The 24,073-nt window shown below is 71.7% G+C and carries 24 protein-coding genes; 19 read left to right on the top strand and 5 right to left on the bottom strand.

Annotated elements, in window-relative coordinates; genetic code table 11:
- The 5 genes from ABZW60_RS12410 to ABZW60_RS12390 all read left to right on the top strand — a co-directional run bounded on the left by ABZW60_RS12410 (position 1) and on the right by ABZW60_RS12390 (position 6,451).
- On the top strand, positions 1 to 1,560 hold the full coding sequence (locus ABZW60_RS12410) for a hydantoinase/oxoprolinase family protein (protein WP_355476106.1): 1,560 nt from the start codon (positions 1 to 3) through the stop codon (positions 1,558 to 1,560).
- A 25-nt stretch (positions 1,561 to 1,585) separates the two neighbouring features.
- Positions 1,586 to 2,659 (top strand): DUF917 domain-containing protein, encoded by a 1,074-nt coding sequence (locus ABZW60_RS12405; RefSeq protein ID WP_355476104.1) that lies wholly within the window; start codon positions 1,586 to 1,588, stop codon positions 2,657 to 2,659.
- Positions 2,656 to 3,765 (top strand): DUF917 domain-containing protein, encoded by a 1,110-nt coding sequence (locus ABZW60_RS12400; protein ID WP_355476102.1) that lies wholly within the window; start codon positions 2,656 to 2,658, stop codon positions 3,763 to 3,765. Before ABZW60_RS12405 ends, ABZW60_RS12400 begins: the two co-directional genes overlap by 4 nt.
- Before the next feature lie 80 nt (positions 3,766 to 3,845).
- Positions 3,846 to 4,916 carry a DUF917 domain-containing protein gene (locus tag ABZW60_RS12395; protein WP_355476100.1) on the top strand — a complete coding sequence of 357 codons (1,071 nt, stop codon included), beginning with the start codon at positions 3,846 to 3,848 and terminating at the stop codon, positions 4,914 to 4,916.
- The gene (locus ABZW60_RS12390) at positions 4,913 to 6,451 is read left to right on the top strand and encodes a helix-turn-helix domain-containing protein (protein ID WP_355476098.1); all 1,539 of its coding nucleotides are present in this window, start codon (positions 4,913 to 4,915) and stop codon (positions 6,449 to 6,451) included. The genes ABZW60_RS12395 and ABZW60_RS12390 overlap by 4 nt, the downstream gene beginning before the upstream one ends.
- On the opposite strand, the gene ABZW60_RS12385 is transcribed toward ABZW60_RS12390, so the two are convergent.
- Genes ABZW60_RS12385 through ABZW60_RS12375 form a run of 3 tightly spaced genes read right to left on the bottom strand, consistent with a single transcriptional unit; the run spans position 6,441 to position 9,465 of the window.
- Complete coding sequence (locus ABZW60_RS12385) at positions 6,441 to 7,403, bottom strand: aldo/keto reductase (RefSeq protein WP_355476096.1); 963 nt, start codon at positions 7,401 to 7,403, stop codon at positions 6,441 to 6,443. The genes ABZW60_RS12390 and ABZW60_RS12385 overlap by 11 nt on opposite strands.
- Positions 7,403 to 8,152: an SDR family oxidoreductase gene (locus tag ABZW60_RS12380; protein ID WP_355476095.1), complete on the bottom strand. Its 750-nt coding sequence runs from the start codon at positions 8,150 to 8,152 to the stop codon at positions 7,403 to 7,405. Before ABZW60_RS12380 ends, ABZW60_RS12385 begins: the two co-directional genes overlap by 1 nt.
- Positions 8,149 to 9,465, bottom strand: coding sequence for an L-fuconate dehydratase (locus ABZW60_RS12375; RefSeq protein ID WP_355476093.1), 1,317 nt, complete (start codon positions 9,463 to 9,465; stop codon positions 8,149 to 8,151). Before ABZW60_RS12375 ends, ABZW60_RS12380 begins: the two co-directional genes overlap by 4 nt.
- Positions 9,466 to 9,647: 182 nt before the next feature.
- Here ABZW60_RS12375 and folP point away from each other — a divergent pair, with 182 nt between their 5' ends.
- The 5 genes from folP to ABZW60_RS12350 are packed head-to-tail and all read left to right on the top strand — an operon-like array spanning position 9,648 to position 13,638.
- Positions 9,648 to 10,460, top strand: coding sequence for a dihydropteroate synthase (gene folP, locus ABZW60_RS12370; protein ID WP_355477599.1), 813 nt, complete (start codon positions 9,648 to 9,650; stop codon positions 10,458 to 10,460).
- Positions 10,460 to 11,185 carry a pyrimidine reductase family protein gene (locus ABZW60_RS12365; RefSeq protein WP_355476091.1) on the top strand — a complete coding sequence of 242 codons (726 nt, stop codon included), beginning with the start codon at positions 10,460 to 10,462 and terminating at the stop codon, positions 11,183 to 11,185. Before folP ends, ABZW60_RS12365 begins: the two co-directional genes overlap by 1 nt.
- Positions 11,186 to 11,189: 4 nt before the next feature.
- Entirely contained in the window at positions 11,190 to 12,083 is an 894-nt protein-coding gene (locus ABZW60_RS12360) for a class III extradiol dioxygenase subunit B-like domain-containing protein (protein ID WP_355476089.1), read from the top strand.
- Between the two features lies 1 nt (position 12,084).
- Positions 12,085 to 12,684 carry a TetR/AcrR family transcriptional regulator gene (locus tag ABZW60_RS12355; protein WP_355476087.1) on the top strand — a complete coding sequence of 200 codons (600 nt, stop codon included), beginning with the start codon at positions 12,085 to 12,087 and terminating at the stop codon, positions 12,682 to 12,684.
- Between the two features lie 33 nt (positions 12,685 to 12,717).
- Entirely contained in the window at positions 12,718 to 13,638 is a 921-nt protein-coding gene (locus ABZW60_RS12350) for an alpha/beta fold hydrolase (protein WP_355476085.1), read from the top strand.
- A 17-nt stretch (positions 13,639 to 13,655) separates the two neighbouring features.
- Here the strand turns inward: ABZW60_RS12350 and ABZW60_RS12345 are convergent, their stop codons facing one another.
- Positions 13,656 to 14,300, bottom strand: coding sequence for a hypothetical protein (locus ABZW60_RS12345; protein ID WP_355476083.1), 645 nt, complete (start codon positions 14,298 to 14,300; stop codon positions 13,656 to 13,658).
- 141 nt (positions 14,301 to 14,441) lie between these two features.
- Between ABZW60_RS12345 and ABZW60_RS12340 the strand changes: the two genes are divergently transcribed.
- The gene (locus tag ABZW60_RS12340) at positions 14,442 to 15,056 is read left to right on the top strand and encodes a hypothetical protein (RefSeq protein ID WP_355476081.1); all 615 of its coding nucleotides are present in this window, start codon (positions 14,442 to 14,444) and stop codon (positions 15,054 to 15,056) included.
- On the opposite strand, the gene ABZW60_RS12335 is transcribed toward ABZW60_RS12340, so the two are convergent.
- Positions 15,057 to 16,034, bottom strand: coding sequence for an iron-siderophore ABC transporter substrate-binding protein (locus ABZW60_RS12335; RefSeq protein WP_355476079.1), 978 nt, complete (start codon positions 16,032 to 16,034; stop codon positions 15,057 to 15,059).
- Between the two features lie 89 nt (positions 16,035 to 16,123).
- Here ABZW60_RS12335 and ABZW60_RS12330 point away from each other — a divergent pair, with 89 nt between their 5' ends.
- From ABZW60_RS12330 to egtD, 8 genes are all read left to right on the top strand, one after another.
- Positions 16,124 to 17,140 carry an iron ABC transporter permease gene (locus tag ABZW60_RS12330; protein WP_355476078.1) on the top strand — a complete coding sequence of 339 codons (1,017 nt, stop codon included), beginning with the start codon at positions 16,124 to 16,126 and terminating at the stop codon, positions 17,138 to 17,140.
- Positions 17,137 to 18,165 carry an iron chelate uptake ABC transporter family permease subunit gene (locus tag ABZW60_RS12325; protein ID WP_355476076.1) on the top strand — a complete coding sequence of 343 codons (1,029 nt, stop codon included), beginning with the start codon at positions 17,137 to 17,139 and terminating at the stop codon, positions 18,163 to 18,165. The genes ABZW60_RS12330 and ABZW60_RS12325 overlap by 4 nt, the downstream gene beginning before the upstream one ends.
- A gap of 3 nt (positions 18,166 to 18,168) precedes the next feature.
- Positions 18,169 to 18,942 (top strand): ABC transporter ATP-binding protein, encoded by a 774-nt coding sequence (locus ABZW60_RS12320; protein WP_355476075.1) that lies wholly within the window; start codon positions 18,169 to 18,171, stop codon positions 18,940 to 18,942.
- The gene (locus ABZW60_RS12315; RefSeq protein WP_355476073.1) at positions 18,939 to 19,598 is read left to right on the top strand and encodes a (2Fe-2S)-binding protein; all 660 of its coding nucleotides are present in this window, start codon (positions 18,939 to 18,941) and stop codon (positions 19,596 to 19,598) included. Before ABZW60_RS12320 ends, ABZW60_RS12315 begins: the two co-directional genes overlap by 4 nt.
- A gap of 154 nt (positions 19,599 to 19,752) precedes the next feature.
- Positions 19,753 to 20,982, top strand: a complete 1,230-nt coding sequence (locus ABZW60_RS12310) for a glutamate-cysteine ligase family protein (RefSeq protein WP_355476071.1) — start codon at positions 19,753 to 19,755, stop codon at positions 20,980 to 20,982.
- A complete protein-coding gene (gene egtB, locus ABZW60_RS12305; protein ID WP_355476069.1) occupies positions 20,979 to 22,316 on the top strand; it encodes an ergothioneine biosynthesis protein EgtB in 1,338 nt (445 codons plus the stop codon). Before ABZW60_RS12310 ends, egtB begins: the two co-directional genes overlap by 4 nt.
- Positions 22,316 to 23,077, top strand: coding sequence for an ergothioneine biosynthesis protein EgtC (gene egtC, locus ABZW60_RS12300; RefSeq protein ID WP_355476068.1), 762 nt, complete (start codon positions 22,316 to 22,318; stop codon positions 23,075 to 23,077). Before egtB ends, egtC begins: the two co-directional genes overlap by 1 nt.
- Entirely contained in the window at positions 23,074 to 24,039 is a 966-nt protein-coding gene (gene egtD, locus ABZW60_RS12295; protein ID WP_355476067.1) for an L-histidine N(alpha)-methyltransferase, read from the top strand. The genes egtC and egtD overlap by 4 nt, the downstream gene beginning before the upstream one ends.
- The last annotated feature ends 34 nt before the right edge of the window (positions 24,040 to 24,073 follow it).

The raw sequence follows: 24,073 nt of genomic DNA, 5'->3' as shown, positions 1-24,073 counted from the left end.
ATGCGAATCGGCATCGATGTCGGTGGTACCAACACCGACGCCGTGCTGCTGGACGGCACCACCGTGCTGGCGGCGAACAAGTCCGCCACCAGTGCGGACGTGACCGCCGGCATCATCGACACGCTGGACCGGCTGCAGGCGGAGCGATCCTTCGACCCCGCACAGGTGCAGGCCGTGATGATCGGCACCACCCACTTCATCAACGCGCTGGTGGAGGCCCGGCGGCTGGCGCCGACCGCGGCGCTGCGGCTGGGGCTGCCCGCCACCGTGTCGCTGCCGCCGCTCGTCGACTGGCCGCAGCGGCTGGTCGACGCGATCAGCGGCCGCAGCTACCTGGCGCACGGCGGTCACGAGTTCGACGGCCGGCACATCGCCGAGCTGGACGAGGACGAGCTGCGCCGGCACGCGGGCGACATGGTGGACCACGGCGTCCGGTCGGTGGCGATCTCGTCGGTGTTCTCGCCGGTCAGCAACGAGTTCGAGCTGCGCGCGGCCGAGATCCTGCGGTCCGAGCTCGGCGACGACGTGGCGATCTCGCTGTCGCACGAGATCGGCCGGATCGGCCTGCTGGAGCGGGAGAACGCGACCATCATCAACGCGGCGCTGCGCGAGCTGGCCGCGAGCATCGTCGACGGCCTGTCGGGTGCGGTCGCGGGCCATGGCATCTCGGCGCCGCTGTACCTGAGCCAGAACGACGGCACGCTGATGGACGTCGACTTCGCCCGCCGGTACCCGGTGGCCACGTTCGCGTCCGGGCCGACGAACTCGATGCGCGGCGCCGCGCTGCTGTCCGGTCTCGACACCTGCGCGGTCGTCGACGTCGGCGGTACGACGAGCGACGTCGGCGTCCTGACGCACGGCTTCCCGCGGGAGGCGACGACCGAGGTCGACGTGGCCGGCGTCCGGACCAACTTCCGGATGCCCGACGTGCTCAGCATCGGGATCGGCGGCGGCAGTCTGGTGGCCGACAGCTTCGACCAGGTGAGCGTCGGGCCGCGGTCGGTGGGGTACCGCCTGACCGAGGAGGCGCTGGTCTTCGGCGGCAGGACGTTGACCGCCACGGACATCGCGGTCGCGGCCGGGCGGGCCGAGGTCGGGGACCCGAGCGCGGTCGCCGATCTCGACCCGACGCTGGTGAAGGCCGCGCTCGCCCGGGTCGCCGCGGACATCGCGGACGCGGTCGAGCGGATGCGTACGTCGCCGGACCCGCTGCCGGTGGTGGCGGTCGGCGGCGGCTCGATCCTGCTGCCCGACGACCTGCCCGGCAGCCTCGCCGTGCACCGGCCGGACAACTTCGCGGTCGCGAACGCGATCGGCGCCGCGATCGCGCAGGTCGGCGGCGAGGTCGACCGGGTGTACGCGATCGACCCGGGCCGCCGGGACGCGGTGGTGGACGAGGCGCGGCAGGAGGCCGTCGACCGCGCGGTCGCGGCCGGCGCCGACCCCGCGGCCGTGCGGATCGTGGACTTCGACGAGGTCCCGATCCCGTACCTGCCCGGTAACGCCACCCGGATCCGCTGCAAGGCGGTCGGCGATCTCCGGCTGGGGGCCGCGTCATGACGACCCCGGGAGTGGAGTGGTTGCGATGAAGCTGCGTGCTGAGGACCTCGGTGCGCTCGCCCGCGGCGCCGCCGTGCTGGGGACCGGCGGCGGTGGGGATCCGCACATCGGGCGGCTGCTGGCGGAGCAGGCGCTGAAGGAGCACGGGCCGGTCGAGGTCGTTGCCGTCGGCGACCTTCCGGACGACGCCTGCGTGCTGCCGGTGGCGATGATGGGCGCGCCGACGGTGATGGTGGAGAAGCTGCCGTCGGCGGACCAGATCTCGGTCGCCGTGCAGACCCTGGCGAAGTACGTCGGGAAGACGCCGACCCACCTGGCCTGTATCGAGGCCGGCGGGGTGAACTCGACCGTCCCGGTGATCGCCGCCGCGCAGCTCGGGCTGCCGCTGGTGGACGGCGACGGTATGGGCCGCGCGTTCCCCGAGCTGCAGATGGTGCTGCCGACGCTGGCCGGTATCGAGGCGACGCCGATGTCGATCGTGGACGAGAAGGGCAACCGCGGCGTCTTCGACACGATCAGCAACGAGTGGGCCGAACGACTGGCGCGCTCGGCGACCGTCGACATGGGCTGCTCCGCGATCGTGTCCCTGTACGCGATGACCGGTGCGGACGTCCGCGGCTCGTTCGTCGCCGGCACGCTGAGCAAGTGCGTGACGATCGGGCGGGCGATCGAGCAGGCGCGGCGCGCCCACACCGATCCGGTCGCGGCCGTGGTGGACGAGCTGGGCGGTCGCCTGCTGCACGTGGGCAAGGTCGTCGACGTGCAACGCCGTACGACGACCGGCTTCGCGCGCGGTGACGCGGCCGTCGACGGACTCGATGCCTCGCACGGCCGGCTGCTGGTGCTGCGTTTCCAGAACGAGCACCTGGTCGCGGAGCTCGACGGTACTGCGGTGGCGACGACGCCGGACCTGATCATCGTGCTGGACACCGAGTCCGGCGAGCCGATCACCACCGAGGCGCTGCGCTACGGACACCGGGTCAGCGTGCTGGCGGCCCCGGCCGACGAACGCTGGCACTCGCCGGAAGGCATCGAACTGGTCGGCCCGCGGTACTTCGGCTACGACCTCGACCCGATCCGCGCGCTGGAGATCGTATGAGCTGGCAGCTGGGCATCGAGCACCTGCGGGATCTCGCCCGCGGGGCGGCGATCCTCGGGACCGGCGGTGGCGGCGACCCGCTGATCGGGCGGCTGCTCGTCGAGCAGGCGATCCGTGAGCACGGCCCGATCACCGTCCTCGACCCGGACGAGCTGGCCGATGACGCGTTCGTGATCCCGACCGCGCAGATGGGCGCGCCGACCGTGATCGTGGAGAAGATCCCGCGCGGCAGCGAACCGGTCGGAGCCCTGCGCGCCCTCGAGAAGCACCTGGGGCGGCGCGCGGACGCGACGATGCCGATCGAGTGCGGCGGCATCAACTCGATGATCCCGCTGCTCGTCGCGGCCCGGACCGGACTGCCGGTGGTCGACGCGGACGGGATGGGCCGCGCGTTCCCCGAGCTGCAGATGGAGACGTTCTCGGTGTACGGAGTGCCCGGGTCGCCGATGGCGATCGCCGGGGAGCACGACGAGACCGTGGTGATCGACACCGGCACGGACAACCGGCAGATGGAGTGGCTGGCGCGCGGGATCACCATCCGGCTCGGCGGCGTCGCGCACATCGCGGAGTACTCGATGACGGGCGCCGAGGTGAAGCGGACCGCCGTACCGCGGACGCTGTCGCTCGGGTTGTCGATCGGCCGGGCGGTCCGCGAGGCGCGGGCGGCGCACGCGGATCCGGTGGCAGCTGTGCGGGCGGCTCTGGCGCCGACGCTGTACAGCCACCTGCGGGTGCTGTTCCGCGGGAAGGTCGTCGACGTCGAGCGCCGTACCGTCGAGGGCTTCGCCCGCGGACGGGCCCGCTTCACCTCGTACGACGGGACGTCCCAGCTCGAGCTGCGCTTCCAGAACGAGAACCTGGTCGCGGAGGTCGACGGCGAGGTGGTGTGCACGGTGCCGGACCTCATCTGCGTGCTGGAGGGGGACACCGCGGAGCCGATCACCACGGAGGGCCTGCGGTACGGCCAGCGCGTCACGGTGGTCGGCATCTCCACACCGGAGCTGATGCGCACCCCCGAGGCGCTGGCGGTTTTCGGGCCGTCGTGTTTCGGGCTGGACGTCACGTTCAGCCCTGTCGAGCGCCGTACCGAGGTGCTCGTCCCCTGACCCTCGGCCCGCTGTGCTGACCCCTCCGCGGCGGGCCGGGGTTCCAACCACAGCCGCTGCACTGGTGGCAGGATCAGCCCATGACGACGGTCGTCCGGGAGCAGGACCTGGGGGCGCTGGTCGTCGGGGTCACGTTGCTCGGCTCCGGCGGTGGGGGCGACACGGGCGCGTTCGGCCGGATGCTGCGCCGGCAGCTCGGCGCGGGGGAGCTGGTCCTGCGCGACGCCGCGGACGTGCCCGATGCCTCGGTGAGTCCGATCGGCGTGGTCGGCGCGACCAGCGTGCTGATGGAGAAGCTGCCGGGCGGCGGTGAGTTCGACGCCGCGGTGCGGGCGGTCAGCCGGTGGACAGGGACCCAGGTCACCGGGCTGATGCCGCTCGAAGCGGGCGGGCTGAACGGGCTGACGCCGTTGATCGCGGCTCTGGACCTGGGCCTCCCGGTGGTCGACGCGGACCTGATGGGGCGGGCGCTGCCGCGGCTCGACCAGTTCTCGTGGGCGGTCGCGGGCCGCTCGCTGACGCCGTGTGCGCTCAGCGAGCCGAGCGGTCAGGTGATCGTCGTGGACAACGTCGACGCGGCCGGTCTCGAACGGGCGGTGCGCAGCTTCGTTGCTCACACCGGGGGCTGGGCCGTCCTCGCGCTGGCACCGACGCCGGTGGAGGCTGCGGCGGCGGACGCCGTCCAGGGAAGTCTGACCAGGGCGCTGGCACTCGGCCGCGCTCATGCCGCGCTCGACTCCGACGCCACGCCCGCGGTCGTTGCCGCGGGCCTGGGTGGGCGGTTGCTCGGCACCGGCCGGGTCGAGGAGGTCGCCCGCCATCTCATCGCCGACGGCGGTGCGGCGTTCGGTCGCGGCAGCGTGTGCGTGGTCGACGCCGAAAGTCGCGCGGTCCTCCGGATCGAGACCGAGAACGAGTACCTGCTCGCGCTGGTCGACGGCACACCGGTCGTCACCACACCGGACCTGCTCTGCGTCCTCGATCGCCGAACGCTTCAGCCCATCGCGGTCGACGCGATCCGCACCGGTGACGAGGTCGTGGTGGTGGCGCTGCCGGGGCCTGCCTGGTGGCGGCGCGCCGACCGGATCGCTCACGTAGGCCCGGAAGCCTTTGGGCTGGAGTGCCCGCCGCAGCTCTTGGAAGCGTCATGAGAGACCTGGCGCCGGCGCTGACCGCGCTGCTCAGCACGCCCGGCTGGAAAGACGTGGCCGTTCTCGCCGCCGCACCGGAGCCCGGTCCTCGGTTGACGGGGTCTCAGGTCGTGCTCGAGGTGTCTGCACATCCGGAGCAGCTGGATGGGCAGCTGCTCGTCGTACTGCTGGCAGAGGACCACGGCGACTGGCGGATCGACGCGCTGATCAGCAGGGCCTCGGCGGCCGGTGCTGGTGCGTTGCTGCTCGCGGGGGTCGAGCCGTTGGGGCGCGGAGCACAGCTGCTGGCGGAGCGTTTGCAGCTGCCCGTGCTGGGCTGCTCGGACCCGCTGGCAGCTCACGAGTACCTGCGACGGGTGACGGCAGAGCCGGAGGTGCTCCGGTCGGACTTGGTGCTGCGCGCTGTCTCGGCGATGCGGCGCGCGGGCGGGGACCTCAACGCGGTGTTGCGGACCACGGCCGACGTACTGGATCGGCCTGTCACGCTGGCAGGAGCTGACGGCGGCACGCTGGCCGGGGAGCCGCTGGAGCCGGACGAACGTACGGCGCTGGGCGCGGCTCTGCCCCGAGTACCTGTGGCGTGGGCCGCGCCGTACCGGGTCGATCTTCCGAGCGGGGCCGTGCTGCTCGCAGTCGCTGTGCTCGGAGCCGGGCCGGTGTGCTGGCTGGTGGCGCGGCTGCCCGGCGCGGTGCCGGCTGAGGTTGCCGCCGTACCGGACGTGCTCAGCGTTGTCGCGCCGGCGGTCGGTGAGCGGATGGCGCTGAGAAGGCTGGAGTTGGAGCGGGACGCCCGGCAGCGGACGTCGTTGCTCGGCGAGTTGCTGCACGGCGAGCCGTCCGAGGCGACGCGGCGGCGTGCGGTGGACCTCGGCTGGCAGCTCGACGGCTGGCACACCGGGATCCGGATCGGCGCCGAGGGACAGGTCGACGTCGCCGGTCGGCGAGCCGATGTGGTGGAGGCGTTCGACGCCGAGGGGCTGCGGGCCGTTGTGGTGGAGCAGGGTGACGGCTGGTCCGCGTGGATCACCGCCGTCCGCGAACCGACGGCGACCGAGGTCCAGCAACAGGCGGCCGCGATCCGGCGGGTGCAGCGGCGGCTGGTGCAGACCGTGGATGCGTACGTAGGCGTCGGGCGGGTGCAGCCCGGGCCGAGCGGAATCGCGACGACACTGGCTGAGGCGGGTGACGCGGCAGGTCTGGCCCGTGGACGCGCCGAGACCGGCCGCTTCCTCCACGTGGACCGCCTGGGACTGGCCCAGCTCCTCCTGGCCTGGACCCGCACCGATACCTTCCAGCCCGCAGCCCGGGCCCTCCTGGCTCCCATCAAGGACCAGCCGGGAGACCTGGTCACCACCCTGGCGGTCTACCTCGACACGGAGTCGTCCGTAGCCGAAACAGCCGCAGTCCTAGGCATCCACCGCAATACCGCCGCCGCCCGCATAGCCAAGATCCAGCACCTCCTCGGCGTCGACCTGACCAACCCGGACGAACGCCTGGCCCTACACCTCGCCTCCCGCACAACCCCTACGGAGTAGGTGCGTCCTCGCGGAGGAGGCCTGCTGCCTTGAGGTCGGACCAGAGGGCCGTAGGGACCTCGGTCCGCGCCAGCGTGGCGTTCGTGTGGACCTCCTCGGCGTTGCGGCAGCCGACGGCTATGCCGGCTACTGCGGGGTGGGCCAACGGGAAGGCGAGCGCGGCTGCGGGAAGCGTGGTGCCGTGGGACTCGCAGATGTCTGCGAGCTTGTTCGCCTTGTCCAGCAGGGACTGTGCGGCCGGCTCGTAGTTGAACGTGGCTCCGGCCGCAGGCCGCGGCTGTGACATCAGCCCGGAGTTGAAGACGCCGACGGCAACCACCTGGACGCCGTTCTCCAGGCAGGCCGGCAGGACGTCGTCCAGCCCGTCCGGATCGATCAACGTGTACCGCCCGGCGAGCATGATCACGTCGATGTCGATCTCCCGCACGAACCGGGTCAGCATCGCCGACTGGTTCATCCCGGACCCGATCGCGCCGATCACGCCCTGCTCCCGCAGCTCGATCAGCGTCGGGAACGCGGTCGCGACCGCCTCGTCGTAGTGGTCGTCCGGGTCGTGCACGAACACCACGTCCAGCCGGTCGGTGCCGATCCGCCGCAGCGAGTCCTCGATGCTGCGCAGGACACCGTCCCGCGAGAAGTCCCAGCGCCGGCGCCGCGTCGTACTGACGTCGAAGCCCTCGTCGTCCGTCGCAGTGTCGGAAGCCTCGTAGATGATCCGGCCGACCTTGCTCGACAACACGTACTCGTCCCGCGGCCGGGATCGCAGCGCCTGGCCGAGACGCTCCTCGGCCAGCCCGAGCCCGTAGTGCGGGGCTGTGTCGAAGTACCGCCAGCCCTCGTCCCAGGACGCGTCCACGGCGGCGAGGGCGTCCGCCTCGTGCACCTCGCCGAGCAGGTTGCCCAGCGGCGCGCTGCCGAGCCCGACGCGCCGGCCGTCCGGAAAGAGCTTCATCAGCGCGCCGCCGGGAGGCGCAGGTTCTGCATGCCGCCGTCGACCGCGAGCGCCGTACCGGTCGTCGAGCCCGAGAGCGGGCTGGCGAGGTACACGATCGCCTGTGCGACCTCGGCGGCCGACACCAGCCGGCCCATCGGCTGCCGCGCCTCGAGCGCCGCACGCTCGGCTGCCGGGTCCGCCGCGACGTCGAGCAGCCGCCCGACCCACGGCGTGTCCGCCGTACCGGGGTTCACGCAGTTCACCCTGATCCCTTCACGGACGTGGTCCGCGGCCATCGCCATCGTCAGGGCCAGCACGGCGCCCTTGCTCGCCGAGTACAGCGCGCGGTTCGGCAGGCCGGCGGTCGCGGCGATCGAGCAGGTGTTGACGATCGCGGCCGCGTCCGACTTGCGCAGGTGCGGCAGCGCGGCCCGGGTCACGCGCGCGATCCCGACCACGTTCACGTCCAGCACCCGGTGCCATTCGTCGTCGTCGTTCGCGGTGACGTTGCCCTGCGCGCCGATCCCGGCGTTGTTCACCACGATGTCGATCCCGCCGAGCCGCAGCGCCGCGGCCGCGACCGCGTCCCGGACCGAGCCGTCGTCGGTGACGTCGGCGGCGATCCCGGTCAGCGGCTCGGCGACCTCCGGCTTCAGGTCGAACACGACCACCTGGGCGCCGCGGGCGGCGAGCAGTTCGGCGGCCGCGAGCCCGATCCCCGAGGCGCCCCCGGTGACAACCGCGCGGAGGCCGGCGAAATCAGTCACTTCTTCTCCTTGGTCAGGTCGGTCCAGATCTTGCCACCCGGGAACCGGAAGTCGGTCAGCGTCTCGGCGTCCATCTCGGCGCCGAACCCGGGCCGCACCGGTGCCACGTAGTGCCCGTCCCGGATCACCACCGGGTCCAGGAAGTGCTCGTGCAGGTGGTCCACGAACTCGATCACCCGGTCGTCCATCGATCCGCTCACCGCGACGTAGTCGAACATCGACAGGTGCTGGACCAGCTCACACAGTCCTACCCCGCCCGCGTGCGGGCACACCGGGACGCCGAACTTCGCCGCCAGCAGCAGGTTCGCGATGTTCTCGTTGACACCGGCCACCCGGGCCGAGTCCAGCTGCAGGACCGACAGCGAGCCGGCCTGCAGCATCTGCTTGAACACCACCCGGTTCTGCACGTGCTCACCGGTGGCCACCCGGATCGGCGCGATGGCGCGGGCGATCGCCGCGTGGCCGAGGATGTCGTCCGGGCTGGTCGGCTCCTCGACCCACCAGACGTCGTACGGCGCCAGCGCCGCGACCCAGCTGATCGCGTCCGGGACGTCCCAGCGCTGGTTCGCGTCGACCGCGATCCGGATGTCCGGGCCGACCGCCTCGCGGGCCAGCCGCATCCGGCGGATGTCGTCGTCCAGGTCCGCGCCGACCTTGAGCTTGATCTGGGTGAAGCCCTCGGCGACCGCCTCGTGGCACAGCCGGACCAGCTTCGCGTCGTCGTACCCGAGCCAGCCGGGCGTCGTCGTGTACGCCGGGTACCCGCGCTCGCGCAGCACCGCCTCCCGCTCGGCGCGACCGGACTCGGCCTTGCGCAGGATGTCCAGCGCCTCGTCCGGCGTCAGCGCGTCGGTCAGGTACCGGAAGTCGACCAGGTCGACGATCTGCTCCGGGGTGAGGTCGGACAACAGCTTCCACAGCGGCACGCCGGCGCGCTTGGCGGCCAGGTCCCACACCGCGTTGACGACCGCGCCGATCGCCATGTGCATGACGCCCTTCTCGGGGCCGAGCCAGCGCAGCTGCGAGTCGTGCACGAGCGACTTCCAGAAGCCGCCGAGGTCGGACAGCGTGGCGTCCAGGTCGAGCCCGAGCACGTGGTCGCGGAGCGCCTCGATCGCGGTCGTCTGGATGTCGTTGCCACGGCCGATCGTGAACGCGAACCCGTGCCCCTCGAGCCCGTCCCCGGCGTCGGTCCGCAGGATCACGTACGCCGCGGAGTAGTCCGGGTCGGTGTTCATCGCGTCGGAGCCGTCCAGGTCCAGCGACGTGGGGAATCGGACGTCGTACGTCTCGAACTCGGTGAATCGTGGCATCGAGAACCCGATCTGCTGCGGTGGGCGGACTGTCGGGACGGATCCTATAGGATATGTGGCTCGTGCGATAGGTGCCCCCACCTCCACGGACGGTCCGGCCCCGTAGAGTCGGTGGCGTGACGACGGGCGACGGAGTGCTGCGGCTGGGCGAACGGTCGTTCGGGCCCGGCGAGTTCGCGCTGATGGCGATCATCAACCGGACCCCGGACTCGTTCTTCGACCGCGGCGCGACGTTCGCGACCGACGCGGCGTACGCGGCGATCGACAAGGCGGTCGCCGAGGGTGCCGACCTGGTCGACATCGGCGGCGTGAAGGCCGGGTACGGCGAGCCGGTCAGCGAGGACGAGGAGCTTCGCCGGACCGTGGACTTCGTGGCCGGTATCCGGGCCCGCCACCCGTCGCTCGTGATCAGCGTGGACACCTACCGCAGCGGGGTCGCCCGGCAGGTCGCGGCGGCCGGCGCGGACCTGATCAACGACACCTGGGCCGGCGCCGACCCCGACCTGGTGAACGCCGCGGCCGACGCCGGGGCCGGACTGGTCTGCAGCCACGTCGGCGGCCTCTCGCCGCGAACCGATCCGCACCGGATGGCGTACGACGACGTCGTCGCGGACGTGATCCGTACGACGACCTCGCTCGCGGAGCGCGCGCTGACCGCCGGCGTACGGCGGGACGGCATCCTGATCGACCCGACGCACGACTTCGGCAAGAACACGCTGCAGTCGCTCGAGCTCACCCGCCGCCTCGACGAGCTCGCGGCGACCGGCTGGCCGGTCCTGGTCGCGGTGTCGAACAAGGACTTCATCGGCGAGACCCTCGAGCTGCCGCCCGGGCAGCGCGGCAACGGGACCCTGGCGGCGCTCAGCGTCTCGGCCTGGCTCGGTGCCCGGGTCTTCCGGGTGCACGACGTACCGGCCGCGCGGCAGGCCCTCGACTTCATCGCCGTACTGCGTGGCACCGCACAGCCCGCCGGAACCCGAAGGAGCCTGGCCTGATGCGTCTGCTGGACGAGCTCAGCGACGAGGAGCTGATCGCGGTCTACGAGGTCGCGGACCGCGGCGTACCGCACCTGCGCGCGAACTTCGTCAGCAGCCTGGACGGCGCGGTCGAGATCGACGGGCGGTCGAAGGCGCTGTCGAGCGACACCGACAGCCGGGTCTTCAGCATGATCCGGCGGCTGGCGGATGTGGTTCTCGTCGGTGCGGGGACGATCCGTGACGAGGGCTACAACCCGCTCAAGCTGTCCGCGAAGGCGCGCGAGTGGCGGACGGCGGCGGGGCTGGCCGAGAATCCGACGCTCGCGATCGTGTCGTCGCGGCTCGAGCTGAGCCCGGTGAACCCGGTGTTCAAGTCCGCCGTACGGCCGGTCGTGGTGACGCACGCCGCCGCGCCGGGGGACCGGCGGGAGGCGCTGGAGGAGGTGGCCGAGGTGCTCGTGCTGGGGGAGGCCGAGGTCGACCTGACGGCGGTCGTCGAGGAGTTCGCCGGTCGCGGGCAGAAGCAGATCCTGTCCGAGGGCGGGCCGCATCTCCTCGGTGCGCTGACCGCGGCCGACCTGGTCGACGAGCTGTGCCTCGCGCTGGCCCCGCTGCTGGCCGGGCCGGGCTCGGGCCGCATCACAGCCGGCCCGCCGTCGACACTGACCCGCCGCATGCGGCTGGAGTCGAGGCTCGTCGGGTCCGACGACTACCTGTTCTTCCGCTACGTCCGAGAGGCCTGACCCCGTGCCCGTCGTAGCCGCCGCCGTCTGCCCCCACCCACCCCTCCTGGTCCCCGAAGTAGCCACCGGCGCCGCCCCCGACCTGGACGATCTGCGCGCCGCCTGCCTCACCGCGATCGAGGCCCTGACGCCAGCCACCACAATCCTGGTCATCGGCTCCACAGCGCCCACGGCGCACACCGCACACGCCGCACCTCCCGCGCCCACCGCACCTCCCGCGCCCACCGCACCTCCCGCGCCCACCGCACCTCCCGCGCCCACCGCACCTGCCACATCTCCCGCGCCCACCGCGCGCACCGCGCCCACCGCGCGCACCGCGCCCACCGCGCGCACCGCGCGCGCCGGGTCGTCTGCGATCGGCCGCGCCTTTGGTTCCCCCTGGACCTACGACGCCGCCGCAGGCGGCTCGTTCGGGGCCTACGGCGCTCCGGGGGTTCGGATCGGCTCGGGGCCGGCGGTGCTTCCGCTGGCGTTGGCGGTCGGCGGCTGGTTGCTCGAGCAGTCGAAGGCGGCGGGGCTGCCCCGCACCTACCTGGCGGTGCCGGCCGACACCACGCCCGCCGAGTGCGTGCGCCTAGGCCGAGAGATTGCCAACGGCAACGACCGGGTCGGTCTGCTGGTGATGGGCGACGGGTCGGCGCGCCGCAGCGAGCACTCGCCGGTACACCTCCATCCGCGCGCCGAGCTCTTCGACACCACGGTCGCGAAAGCCCTGCAGCACAAGGAACTCGACGTGCTCGCGGCCCTCGACCCCGACCTCGCGGCCGAGCTGCAGGCGGCCGGTCGCGCCCCGTGGCAGGTGCTCGCCGGCGCCCTCGCCGGTACGCCGTTGTCAGGCGATCTCCTCTACGAGGCCGCGCCGTACGGCGTCGGGTACCTCGTCGCGAGCTTCACGTGACATGACCGAGGAACGTACCGGCTACCGCCGCTCGGCGAAGTCACCGCGAGGTGAGGCGCGCCGGCGCGAACTGCTCGGCAAGGTCGCCGACGAACTCGGGACGAACGGCCTCGTCGACTTCTCCCTCCGCCGGGCCGCCCGCGCGGCCGGCACGACGCACAAGGTCCTGCTGTACCACTTCGACGGACCCGAGGACCTGCTGACCCAGGCGGTCCTGCAGCTCCGCGAACGCCGCATCGACCGCGCGATGACGGCGGCGGGCGAGGGCGACGGCCGCTCGCTGGCGGACCGGGTCCGCTCGATGTGGCCGACGCTGATCGGCACCGAGTCGTGGGTGCTCGACCAGGCGATCGGCCTCGCGATGTACGACGCCGGGCGGTACGCCGACCTCGCGCGGTCGGCCTCGCGCCAGTACCTGCCGGCGTTGCTGTCGCTGTGCCCGCAGGACTGGGACGAGCAACGCAGGAGCGAGGTGGCGGAGCTGATCCTCGCGACGCTGCGCGGCTTCCTGATCGAGTGGCGGACGAGCGGCGACGCTCCCGGGATCGAGGCCGGGTTCGCGGCGCTGGTCCGGGCACTCGACCGCGAGGAGCAGGCGTAGACAGTTTTGCGAACCACGTGGTTCACTTCTGGTATGCGCGAGAAGGTGAGCTTCACGAGTGGCGGGGTCGCGTGCGCGGCCTGGCACTACCCGGGCAGCAACGGCGGGTGCGTGGTGATGACCGGCGGCTTCGGCGTCACGAAGGAGCCGGGGACGGACCGGTTCGCGGAGCGGTTCGCCGCGGCCGGGTTCGGCGTACTGGCGTTCGACCACCGCAACTTCGGTGAGAGTGCGGGCGAGCCGCGACAGGTCGCTCGCCTGTCCGATCAACTGGCTGACTGGCGCGAGGCGATCGGCTACGCCAAGACCCTTCCGGGTGTTGAGCGGGTAGCGATCTGGGCGTTCTCACTGCCCGGCGGCTACATCGTGCAGCTCGCCTCGGAAGACCTCGGGATCGCCGCCGCGATCGCCCAGTCCGCGAACGTCGACGGCCCGACCGTGACCCGCAACGCCTCGCGCTACCAGACGCCCGGCAGTGCGCTGCGCCTGATCGGCCGGAGCCTGCTGGACCTGGCCGGCGGTCTCTTCGGCCGTCCGCCTCGCCTGGTCGACCTCGCCGGCCCGCCTGGCACGGTGGCCCTGCTCAACACCCCCGACGCCCAGCTGAGCAACGCGACCCTCAACCCCGGCAACAGGTATCCCGACTGGCAGCAGGCGATCGCGGCTCGTTCGGTGTTCCCGGCCGCGTTCTACCGCCCACTGAAGTACGCGGCTGATGCCCGCTGCCCGATCCAATACGTGGTGTGCGCAGACGACCAGTCCGCCCTGGCGGCCCCGACACTGAAGGCCGCCGCGAGCACCGCGAAGGCCGAGGTCCTCCAGGTCCCCGGCAACCACTACGCGCCCTTCCTCGACGCCCACGAACAGGTGGTCAAGACGGAACTCGCCTTCCTCGAGAACCACGTGACATCCAGACCGGCCACAGCCGGCTCGACGCCGACCGGCCCGGCCTGACCGTCGGCGGGCCAGGCCTAGGCCGACTCGATCGGCACGGCAGGCCACCGGTCCGCTGTCGCCGCCAGGTCTTCGCGGCCCGCGGCGCGTAGCTGCTCCACCAACTTCTCGCGGGCAGCTAGTACTGCGGCGACAGCCTCCTCGGACGTGGCGTGCGGGCCGGACCAGTTGCACACCGCGTCTCCGGCGTACCAGTCGCCGGAGGAGGAACGGCGTACATGCGCTGTCGCCAATCGCGCGGCAGGCAACGGCGTCTCTGTCAGCTGGACGACCGCGTCGACGGCGACGACTTCCGCGGACAGGTCGAGCAGCGGCCGCAGCTCGATCGCGTCGGTGAGGACGAACTCGTATCCCGCCGGCGCCCGCTCACCCAACCAGGCGAGCGCCTCCTGCGCCGTGTCGTGCAGCAGCCGGGCGTTGTCCGGATCCGCGAGCGTGTGGACGCCGCACATCCGCGTGTGCGTCGGCCGCAACTCGTTCTGCCAGAGCCGCACCTGCAACTCGTCCCGCCCCGACAACCGCCGCCCCAGAATCCGCGCCAGCCCCACCACATCGAAGTTCAGCTCGTCACTCGTCCGCCGCCGCCCCGGCACCGCCACCTCACCGTCCCGAGTCCCCCGAGTAGTCCACGCACCAACGTGCCACCGCGCGAGAGCCGTCATACCCCGAACCCTAAACTCCGTCACTCTCCGCAGTGGACGCGCGCGGGGTTTTGGTCCATCGTTGAGCATCACATCGTGGCCGGGGGGCCACCGAAACATGTCACCGTGGGGGGAACCACCGTGCACCAGAGCAAGACAGACATGCCTGTGGACGAGCCGGAACCGGCGAAGGATTCCTGGCACAAGCATCCGGCGTTCATCGCGGCGATTCCCGCCGTCTTCGCGCTGGCGGGCGCCGTCCTCACCGTGGTCCTCGGCCGCGCCGACGTACTGCCCAGTGCCATCAACCCTGCGCCGCCGCCGACCACGGTTCTGGCGACCGCGACCACGACGGTCGACACCACCAGCACCGCCACTGTCACCGAGACCGTGACCGAGACGCCCTCTGTCGAGCCGACGGAGCCCCCGGGCTCGAGCACCACACCTGTTGTTGCCCCGGGCAACCTTGCGATCAACGTGCAGCTGAGCAGCGGCGGCAAGATCGGGCCGGGGGAGTACCGGGCCGGCGCGGTCGCGAACGCCTACGCCCAGGTCCTGGACGTGAGCGGGCACTACCCGGCCACCGGCTGCTACCCGACCTGGGTGCTCAAGCGCGGGTCCACCGTCATCAAGTCTGCCCGGAGCGGTTCGTGCCGGGAGACGTTCTACTTCAACGCCGACTCGCTGGAGGTCCGTGGTGTCTACCACCTGACGGTGTCCGTCGTGACGGAAGCGGGCGCCAAGGGCACGCAGACGACGGATTTCAAGGTGACGTGATCAGCCGGCCTTGACCGGGGCCGGGACGGCGAAGGTTTTTGCGAGGTCGGTGAGGATGGACCAGGCGCCCTGGAGGCCGACGCCGGTCATCCAGGTGGTGTCGGAGACCTCGTGGACCTTGGGGGCCAGGGGCTTCCACAGTGGGTTGGCCTTGAACTGGGCGGCGGTCTTCTGGCCGAGGCCCTTCTCGTCGTCGTAGACGGTGACGAAGATCGCGTCCGCGTCGGCGTCCTTGATCCGCTCCGGGCTGATCTCCAGTGCGAAGTCGTCGACGTCCTGGGACTTCGGCCGGGCCAGGCCTGCGTCCTGCATGACGATGCCGGAGAAGCTCTTCTTCTGGTACAGCCGGGTCGGGCCGTCGACGAACCGGGTGACCGAGATCGTCGGGTTGCCCGCCTTGGCGTTGATCGCGTCGCCGACGGTCTTCGCGGCCTTCTCGTACGCCGTGATCTCCTGCTCGGCGAGCGCCTCCTGGCCGAGCGCCTTCGCCTCCAGCCGGATGTTGTCCTTCCAGGTCGGCCCGGTGGTCTCGGACATGATCGTCGGCGCGATCTTGGACAGCTGCTCGTACTGCTTCTCGTGCCGGACCTTCGCGGTCACGATCAGGTCCGGGTTCAGCTCGGCGATCTTCTCCAGGTTCGGCTCGGCCAGGGTGCCGACCGCCTGCGCCTCGGCGCCGTACTTCGTCCGGTCGTCGCCGAGGTAGTCCGGCAGGCTGCCCTTGATGCTGCGGTACTCGGTGTAGCCGACGACCGGCGTGTCCAGGATCAGCGTGGCGTCGACGAAGCTGGCGTCGAGGGCGACGACCCGCTTGGGTTTCGCCGGGATCTCGGTGCTGCCCATCGCGTGCTCGACCGTCCGCGGGAACCCGTCGGAGCCACCCGCCGCGTCCGGTGAATCGTCGTCCGGGGACCCGCCGCACGCGGTCAGGGCGAGCGCGGCGGCAGCGAGCAGGGCGGTGATGCGGGGCAGGCGCACGGACGTCTCCAAGCAACTGGACAGGCAACGGGACAGGCAACGGGATAAGGTGACTGACGACCTCAGCGAAGTAAGGCAAACCTAACCATATGTCCTCCGCCGCTCCCACTGCGAGTCTCGCCGTCCGTCGTACCTCGGCACTGCTCGTCCTGGTCGTCGTTCTCGTGCTCGCGTTCGCCGCGAGCCTCGCGCTCGGCTCACGCTGGCTCGGACCGGGCGCGGTGTGGCACGCGCTGGCCGCGAACTCCGGCGCGGACGCGGACGTGATCGTGCGGAGCCTGCGGTTTCCCCGCACGGTGGTCGCGGTCCTGATCGGGCTCTGTCTCGGGATCGCCGGCGCGTTGATGCAAGGGCACACCCGGAACGCGCTGGCCGAGCCGGGCATCTTCGGGGTGAGCTCCGGCGCGGCGTTCGCGGTCGTACTCGGCCTGCAGCTCGGTCTGGTCGAGTCGGTCTCGTCGACGGTCTGGGTCGCGCTGATCGGCGCACTGATCGCCACCTTCGCCGTCCAGCAGCTGGCCTCGCGCGGCTCCGGCGCCACCCCTGTCGGCCTGGCGCTGACGGGCGCCGCGGTCGCCGCGATGCTCGGCGCGCTGACCTCCGCCATCGTGCTGCTCGACGCCGACACGCTCGACAGTTATCGCTTCTGGGCCGTCGGATCGGTCGCCGGCCGCGGGCTGGATGTCGCCGCTCAGGTGCTCCCGTTCGCCGTCGTCGGTCTGCTGCTCGCCGCCGTCAACGCCCGTGACCTCGACCTGCTTGCCCTGGGCGACGACGTGGCCGCGGGGCTCGGCCTGTCGATCCGCCGGGCCCGGCTCGTCGGGCTGGCGGCGATCGGTCTGCTGACCGCGGCCGGTGTCGCCGCGTGCGGTCCGATCGGGTTCCTCGGCCTGCTGTCCGGCCACGTCGCGCGCCGGATCTTCGGGGCCCGCAACAGCTGGCTGATCCCGGCCGCGGGCGTCATCGGCGCGACCACCCTGGTGCTCGCGGACCTCGTCGGCCGGCTCGTCGGCGGTGCGGGCGAGGTCCAGGCCGGCGTCGTCCTCGGCATCGTCGGCGCGCCGATGTTCGTGCTCGTCGTCCGCCGCCGGGCGGTGGCCCTGTGAGATCACGAACGGTCGTCCTCAGCATCCTGTTCGCGGCGCTCGCGGTCGTGATCGCGCTGGTCTCGTTGAGCGTCGGTACGACGAAACTCCCGATCGCGGATGTCGTCGAGGTGCTGCTCGGCGGCGGCCGACGCGGAACCCGGCTGGTGGTGCTGGAGTTGCGCCTGCCGCGCGTTGCGACCGGACTGCTGGTCGGCATCGCGTTCGCCGTGTCCGGTGCCTTGCTGCAGACCTTGTCCCGCAACCCGCTCGCCAGCCCTGACATCGTCGGCGTGAACTCCGGCGCGTCCGCCGGCGCCGTCGCGGTGATCGTGCTCGCCGGGACCGGCGGCGGCAACATCTCCGGCGTCGCGGCGAAGGTCGGGATCCCGGTGGCGGCCGTCGTCGGCGGACTGCTCGCCACGCTGGTCGTCGGTGCGCTGTCGGTCCAGCGCGGCGTGGTCGACGCGGGCAGGGTGGTGCTGATCGGTGTCGGCGTCGCGGCCGCGGCGAACTCGCTCGTCGCCTGGCTGCTCGTGGTCGGCGACGTGAACGATGCGGGCCGCGCCGCCGCCTGGCTGGCCGGATCGCTCAACGCGCGAACATGGAGCGACGCGGTGCCGGTCCTGATCGCCGTCGTGCTGTTGTTGCCGGTGACAATGACGTTCAACCGGGACCTGTCCGCGCTCGTGCTCGGTGACGACGTGGCGTCGTCGCTCGGCGTCCGGGTGGCGCGCATCCGGCTCGCCCTGCTGGTGATCGCGACGGTGCTGGCCGCGATGGCGACCGCCGGTGCCGGCCCGATCGCGTTCGTCGCGCTGGTGGCGCCACAGGTCGCGCTGAGGCTCACCCGGATGGAGCGGCCACCGCTGCTGACCACGGCGATGCTCGGCGCACTGTTCGTCGTCCTCGCCGACCTGCTGGCGCGGAACGGGCTGCAGTGGGCGCACGTCGGGCCGTACGAACTACCGGTCGGCGTGGTCACCGCCGCGTGCGGGGCGCCGTACCTGCTCCATCTCATCGGCCGTCAGCAGAAGGGACGCTGAACCGTGCACGTCGAGAACCTGACCCTCGCGTACGACGCTGACGCGCCGGTCGTCGACGGACTGACGCTGGAGGTGCCGACCGGTCAGCTGACCGCGGTCGTCGGGCCGAACGGGTCCGGGAAGTCCACCCTGCTGCGTGGGATGAGCAGACTGCTCACCCCGCAGAGCGGACGCGTGCTGCTGGACGGCAAGGACATCCACCAGCTGCCGGCGCGTGAGCTGGCCCGCAAGCTCGGTGTGCTGCCGCAGGGGCCGGTGACACCGGAGGGGATCACCGCTGCCGAGCTGGTGTCGCGGGGACGGCATCCGCATCGCGGTCTGTTCGGGCGGCTCACCGGCGAGGACGACGCGGCGATCAACGATGCACTGAAGGCTGTGGAGCTGACAGAGCTCCGTGACCGGCCGGTCGACCAGCTGTCCGGCGGCCAGCGTCAGCGGGTGTGGATCGCGATGGTGCTGGCCCAGGGCACGCAGCACCTGCTGCTGGACGAGCCGACGACGTACCTCGACCTCGCACACGCTGTCGACGTGATGAACGTGGTCCACGCTGCGGCCACGACAGGCCGGACCGTCGTGGCCGTGCTGCACGACCTCACGCTCGCAGCGCAGTACGCGGACCACCTGGTGGTGATGGGGGACGGGCGGATCGCGGCGCAGGGCCGGCCGGCCGACGTACTGACCGCGGAGCTGCTCGACGAGGTGTTCGGGCTCAAGGCCACTGTTGTGGAGGTCGGCGGCGCACCGGTCGTCGTACCGGATCGTAGGCTGGCTGGATGAGCTACACCGTGAGCCGCCTGGCGGACGTGCTGGCCGATACGGTCAGTTGGATGTCCGTGCGTACGGCGGACGCGGTGCCGGGCCCGGACTGGGTCTCCTGTGCGGAACTGATCGCGGAGCAGCGAGCCGGTGGTGACCCGACGGTGGCGTGGCGGGCCGCGGCGGCTGCTGACTACGCGCGGGACTACTCGATCGAGCCGCCTGTGCAGGTCGCGGCCATGTTCACGCTGATGTGGTACGTCCAGGTGCCGTCCCTGGTCGCTGGGGTGACTGCTGCTGTCACCGGGGTGTCGCCTGAGGTGTCTCCGGCCGCACTGGCGTTCAAGCGGCATCCGGTCGCGCACTATCCGGCCGAGGTGGCGCTGCTGTCGGACGAGGTCGTGCCGCTCGAGGTTGCCGCCGCACAGCACAAGGCACACGTGAGCGCTTTCCTCGACTCGTATCGGCCCGGGGTGAAGCTGGGTTCGTTGCAGCGGTTCGGGGCGGCGGACGACGAGGTGCGGGCGGCGATCCGGCTGCCGGAGGACGCGCCGTACGCCGACCGGGCCGCGAAGGCGTTCGGGGTGTCGTTGGAGGAGAAGCTGCGAATCTCTTGCTGCTACTTCTACGTGTTGCCGAACGTGACCGCCTGTACCACCTGTCCGCGGTTTCGCTGAGAGCGGAACCGGCGGAGGTTGTCCGGATCCGGCCGGAAAGTGTCGGTGGCCTCGGGAAGCATGCTCGGCATGAGTCCGTACGCACCCCAGACGTCACCGACGGGTAATTTCCGGTCGGTTGTCCAGCGTTGGTCCCGGAGCTAGGTTCGCTGACGTGACCTCGTCCGGTGGTTCTCCGGCGACGACCCCGATCGGCTCCCGGGCCGAGGCGGAGGGTTACGTCGCGATGGTCTGTTTCAAGCACGGTCCACCACGATTGTTCGGCGTCGAGCTCGAGTGGACAGTGCATCACGCGGATGACCCGCACCGGCCGCTCGACGCCGGACGACTGAGCAAGGCCCTGGGCGTGCACGCCCCCGCGACCCTGGTGAGAGGCAGTCCGCAGCTGCCGCTGAGCCGGGGCGCGCTGGTCACCGTGGAGCCGGGTGGCCAGGTAGAGATCTCCGGCCCCGCGTCGGACTCGGTCCCGCGGCTGATCGAGGACACCGCCGCCGACGCCGCCGAGCTGACGGCCCTCCTGCAGGACGCGGACCTGGTCCCGGGCGCCTACGGCCTGGACCCCTTCCGCACTCCCCGCCGCATCCTCACCGTCCCGCGGTACGCCGCGATGGAACACGCCTTCCAGCGCCTCGGGCCGCACGGGCCGCGGATGATGTGCAGCACCGCCGGCCTGCAGATCTGCCTCGACGCCGGCGAGGCGGACCGGACCGCACTGCGCTGGCGCGCGTTGCACGATCTCGGCCCCGCGCTGGTCGGCCTGTTCGCGAACTCCCGCCGCCGGGCCGGTGCGGACACCGGCTGGGCCTCGGCCCGCACGCAGGCGACCTTCGGCACCTGCGCCCCGTTCACCGAGCCGCCGCCGCTCGACGCCGACCCGGCCGCGGCCTGGGCGCGTACGGCGATGGAGGCACCGGTGCTCTGCCTGCGGCGCGGCGACACCTGGGACGCGCCGACCGGGCTGACGTTCGGCGCCTGGGCGGACGGGCTGGCGGACGGACAGGTGCCCGACAGACCGACGTACGACGACCTCGACTACCACCTGTCCACGCTCTTCCCGCCGGTCCGCCCGCGCGGGTATCTCGAGGTGCGCTACCTCGACGCGCAGCCGGGGGACGGGTGGATCGCCCCGACCCTGCTGCTCACCGCGCTGATGTCCGCTCCGATCGACCAGGTGCTGGCCGCGGCCGAGCCCGCCGCCGGCCGTTGGTTCCCGGCGGCGCGCGAAGGCCTGAAGGACTCCTTGGTCCTGCGGGCCGCGCGGGACGTGGTCGCGCTGGGCGCCGAGGTGATGGACCGGACCGGCGCGGACCCCGATCTCATCGCTGCCGTCGCGACCCGGCTGCAGCGCATCGTCGACAACACCCACGGAAGGCGAGCTTCATGAATCACCAACTGTCCGATCTGTCGCCCGAAGGCCTGCGGGCGTTCGTCGGTGAGCAGCTCGAGCGGTCGCGGGCGCGGACGGTCCAGCTGACCGATGCGGTCGACACCGACGACCTGGTCAAGCAGCACTCCAGGCTGATGTCGCCGCTGGTCTGGGACTACGCGCACGTCGGCAACCAGGAGGAGCTCTGGCTGGTCCGCGACGTCGGCGGCCGCGAGCCGCTGCGCCAGGACATCGACGAGCTGTACGACGCGTTCCAGCACGCGCGCGCGGACCGTCCCGCGCTGCCGCTGCTGGGTCCGGCCGAGACCCGCGTCTATGTGAACGAGGTCCGCGACAAGGTCCTGGACGTGCTGGACCACGTGAAGTTCGACGCCGGCCGGGAGCTGGTGGACAACGCGTTCGCGTTCGGCATGATCGCGCAGCACGAGCAGCAGCACGACGAGACGATGCTGGCCACCCACCAGTTGCGCGAGGGAGCCCCGGTGCTGGACGCGCCGCCGCCTCCCGCGGGACGGCGGCTGCCGTCGGCCGAGGTGTTCGTGCCGGGCGGCGTGTTCGAGATGGGGACGTCGATCGAGCCGTGGGCGCTGGACAACGAGCGGCCCGCACACGCCGTCCACGTGCGGCCGTATGTGATCGACACCGTGCCGGTCACGAACGGGGACTACCTGCGCTTCGTGCTCGGCGGTGGGTATGCCGATCCGCAGTGGTGGTCCGAGGCCGGCTGGGCGCACGTCCGGAAGGCGTCGCTGGTCGCGCCGCGGTTCTGGTCGCAGACCGACGGCGAGTGGTGGCGGCTGCGGTTCGGTCACCGGGAGCAGTTGCCGCTGGACGAGCCGGTCATGCACGTCTGCTTCTACGAGGCGGAGGCGTACGCGAAATGGGCCGGGAAGCGGCTGCCGACCGAGGAGGAGTGGGAGTTCGCGGCGCGGTTCGACCCGGCGAGCGGCCGGACGCGACGGTTCCCCTGGGGTGACGAGTCGCCGGGCCCGCAGCATGCGAACCTGGGGCAGCGGCACCTGCGGCCGGCTCCGGTCGGCGCATATCCGGCGGGAGCTTCGCCGCTGGGCGTGGAGCAGCTGATCGGCGACCTGTGGGAGTGGACGTCGAGCGACTTCCGGGGGTATCCGGGGTTCCGCGCCTGGCCGTACGACGAGTACTCGCTGGTCTTCTTCGGGCCGGACCACAAGGTGCTCCGGGGCGGCTCGTTCGGCACCGACGAGGTCGTTGCCCGCGGCACCTTCCGGAACTGGGACTACCCGATCCGCCGGCAGATCTTCGCCGGCTTCCGCTGTGCGCGCGACCCGCGGCCCGAGGAGCTGCACGCCTGATGTGCCGCCACCTGGCCTATCTCGGTCCGCCCGTGACACTGGCGTCGCTGGTGCTGGAGCCCGAGCACTCGCTGTACGAGCAGAGCTGGGCGCCGGCGGACATGCGCGGCGGCGGATCGGTCAACGCCGACGGGTTCGGACTCGGCTGGTATCCCGAGGGGGATGCCGCCGTGTCCGGCGGGCCGGTGCGCTACCGGCGCGACGTACCGATCTGGACCGACGAGAACCTGCCCGGCCTGGCCGGCACGATCCGGTCCGGCGCCGTCCTGGCCGCCGTCCGGAACGGGACCGTCGGCATGCCGTACGGCCAGTCCGCGGTCGCACCGTTCGCGTCGGACCACTGGCTGTTCAGCCACAACGGGCGCATCCCGGGGTGGCCGGAGACGACGCCCAAGCTGGCCGAGCAGCTGCCGGTCGCCGACCTGCTGAGCCTCGGCGCACCCATCGACTCGGTGTTCCTGTGGGCCCTGATCACCCACCGCCTCACCGAGGGCATGCCCCCGGCCGACGCGGTCGCCGCGGTGGTGCAAGAGGTCGAGGCGCTCGCCCCGGGATCGCGCCTGAACATCCTCCTGACCGACGGCGAACAACTCGTCGCCACCGCCTGGACCCACTCCCTCCACGTCCGCCGGACCCCCGACTCCGTCACCGTCGCCTCCGAACCCTTCGGCCCCGACAACTGGACCGCCGTCCCCGACCGCTCCCTGCTGGTGGCCACCGCCACAACAGTGCAGATCACCCCGATGGAAGGACGAGAGTGACCCTCATCGACGTACATCTGACCCCGGACTACGCGGCCCGGGCCTTGCGGGACGATGTTCGGGCGGGGCTGGGGGCGACGCCCAAATGGTTGCCGCCGAAGTGGTTCTACGATGCGCGGGGGAGTGAGCTGTTCGAGGAGATCACGCGGCTGCCGGAGTACTACCCGACCCGGGCCGAGCGGGAGATCCTGCAGGCGCGCGCGAGGGAGATCGCGGCGATCACCGGCGCGCACACGCTGGTCGAGCTCGGGTCGGGGTCGTCGGAGAAGACCCGCCTGCTGCTCGACGGGCTGCGCGATCACGGCACGCTGACGTCGTTCGTCCCGCTGGACGTGTCGGAATCCGCGCTGCGGGAGGCGGCCGACGCGATCAACGCCGACTACCCGAGCCTCGACGTACACGGTGTGGTCGGTGACTTCACCGCCCACCTCGACAAGCTGCCAGGGGATCCGCCGCGGGTCGTCGCGTTCCTCGGCGGCACGATCGGCAACCTGATCCCGGCCGAGCGCGAGGCGTTCTACCGTTCGGTGCGCGAGGTGCTCGAGCCGGGGGAGTCGCTGCTGCTCGGCACCGATCTCGTCAAGGACCCGGCCACGCTGGTCGCGGCGTACGACGACTCCGCCGGCGTCACCGCCGAGTTCAACAAGAACGTGCTGCGGGTGATCAACCGGCAGCTCGGCGCGGACTTCGACGTCGACGCGTTCGAGCACGTGGCGATCTGGGACGCGGACAACGAGTGGATCGAGATGCACCTGCGCGCCACCCGGGCGATGCGGGTGCTGATCCCGGAGATCCACCTCGAGGTCACGTTCGACGAGGGCGAGGAGATCAGCACCGAGATCTCCGCCAAGTTCCACCGCGCCGGCGTCGAGGCCGAGCTCGACAAAGCGGGCTTCACCCCGGCCGCATGGTGGACCGACGGCGAAGCCCGCTTCGCACTCTCCCTCTGGCAAGCCATCTGATCCAACCGGCCCTAGACATCGGCAGACCCAGAAA

The sequence above is a fragment of the Kribbella sp. NPDC003557 genome, assembly GCF_040610805.1.
In the GTDB taxonomy this organism is placed as follows: domain Bacteria; phylum Actinomycetota; class Actinomycetes; order Propionibacteriales; family Kribbellaceae; genus Kribbella.
This window is presented reverse-complemented; position numbering and strand designations above follow the sequence as displayed.

What these genes read in the sequence shown, in the direction of transcription:
- ABZW60_RS12410 (WP_355476106.1), top strand. Translation starts at nt 1, where the DNA reads ATGCGAATCGGCATCGATGTCGGTGGTACCAACACCGACGCCGTGCTG.
- ABZW60_RS12405 (WP_355476104.1), top strand. Translation starts at nt 1,586, where the DNA reads ATGAAGCTGCGTGCTGAGGACCTCGGTGCGCTCGCCCGCGGCGCCGCC.
- ABZW60_RS12400 (WP_355476102.1), top strand. Translation starts at nt 2,656, where the DNA reads ATGAGCTGGCAGCTGGGCATCGAGCACCTGCGGGATCTCGCCCGCGGG.
- ABZW60_RS12395 (WP_355476100.1), top strand. Translation starts at nt 3,846, where the DNA reads ATGACGACGGTCGTCCGGGAGCAGGACCTGGGGGCGCTGGTCGTCGGG.
- ABZW60_RS12390 (WP_355476098.1), top strand. Translation starts at nt 4,913, where the DNA reads ATGAGAGACCTGGCGCCGGCGCTGACCGCGCTGCTCAGCACGCCCGGC.
- ABZW60_RS12385 (WP_355476096.1), bottom strand. Translation starts at nt 7,403, where the DNA reads ATGAAGCTCTTTCCGGACGGCCGGCGCGTCGGGCTCGGCAGCGCGCCG.
- ABZW60_RS12375 (WP_355476093.1), bottom strand. Translation starts at nt 9,465, where the DNA reads ATGCCACGATTCACCGAGTTCGAGACGTACGACGTCCGATTCCCCACG.
- folP (WP_355477599.1), top strand. Translation starts at nt 9,648, where the DNA reads ATGGCGATCATCAACCGGACCCCGGACTCGTTCTTCGACCGCGGCGCG.
- ABZW60_RS12365 (WP_355476091.1), top strand. Translation starts at nt 10,460, where the DNA reads ATGCGTCTGCTGGACGAGCTCAGCGACGAGGAGCTGATCGCGGTCTAC.
- ABZW60_RS12355 (WP_355476087.1), top strand. Translation starts at nt 12,085, where the DNA reads ATGACCGAGGAACGTACCGGCTACCGCCGCTCGGCGAAGTCACCGCGA.
- ABZW60_RS12350 (WP_355476085.1), top strand. Translation starts at nt 12,718, where the DNA reads ATGCGCGAGAAGGTGAGCTTCACGAGTGGCGGGGTCGCGTGCGCGGCC.
- ABZW60_RS12345 (WP_355476083.1), bottom strand. Translation starts at nt 14,300, where the DNA reads ATGACGGCTCTCGCGCGGTGGCACGTTGGTGCGTGGACTACTCGGGGG.
- ABZW60_RS12340 (WP_355476081.1), top strand. Translation starts at nt 14,442, where the DNA reads ATGCCTGTGGACGAGCCGGAACCGGCGAAGGATTCCTGGCACAAGCAT.
- ABZW60_RS12330 (WP_355476078.1), top strand. Translation starts at nt 16,124, where the DNA reads ATGTCCTCCGCCGCTCCCACTGCGAGTCTCGCCGTCCGTCGTACCTCG.
- ABZW60_RS12315 (WP_355476073.1), top strand. Translation starts at nt 18,939, where the DNA reads ATGAGCTACACCGTGAGCCGCCTGGCGGACGTGCTGGCCGATACGGTC.
- egtB (WP_355476069.1), top strand. Translation starts at nt 20,979, where the DNA reads ATGAATCACCAACTGTCCGATCTGTCGCCCGAAGGCCTGCGGGCGTTC.
- egtC (WP_355476068.1), top strand. Translation starts at nt 22,316, where the DNA reads ATGTGCCGCCACCTGGCCTATCTCGGTCCGCCCGTGACACTGGCGTCG.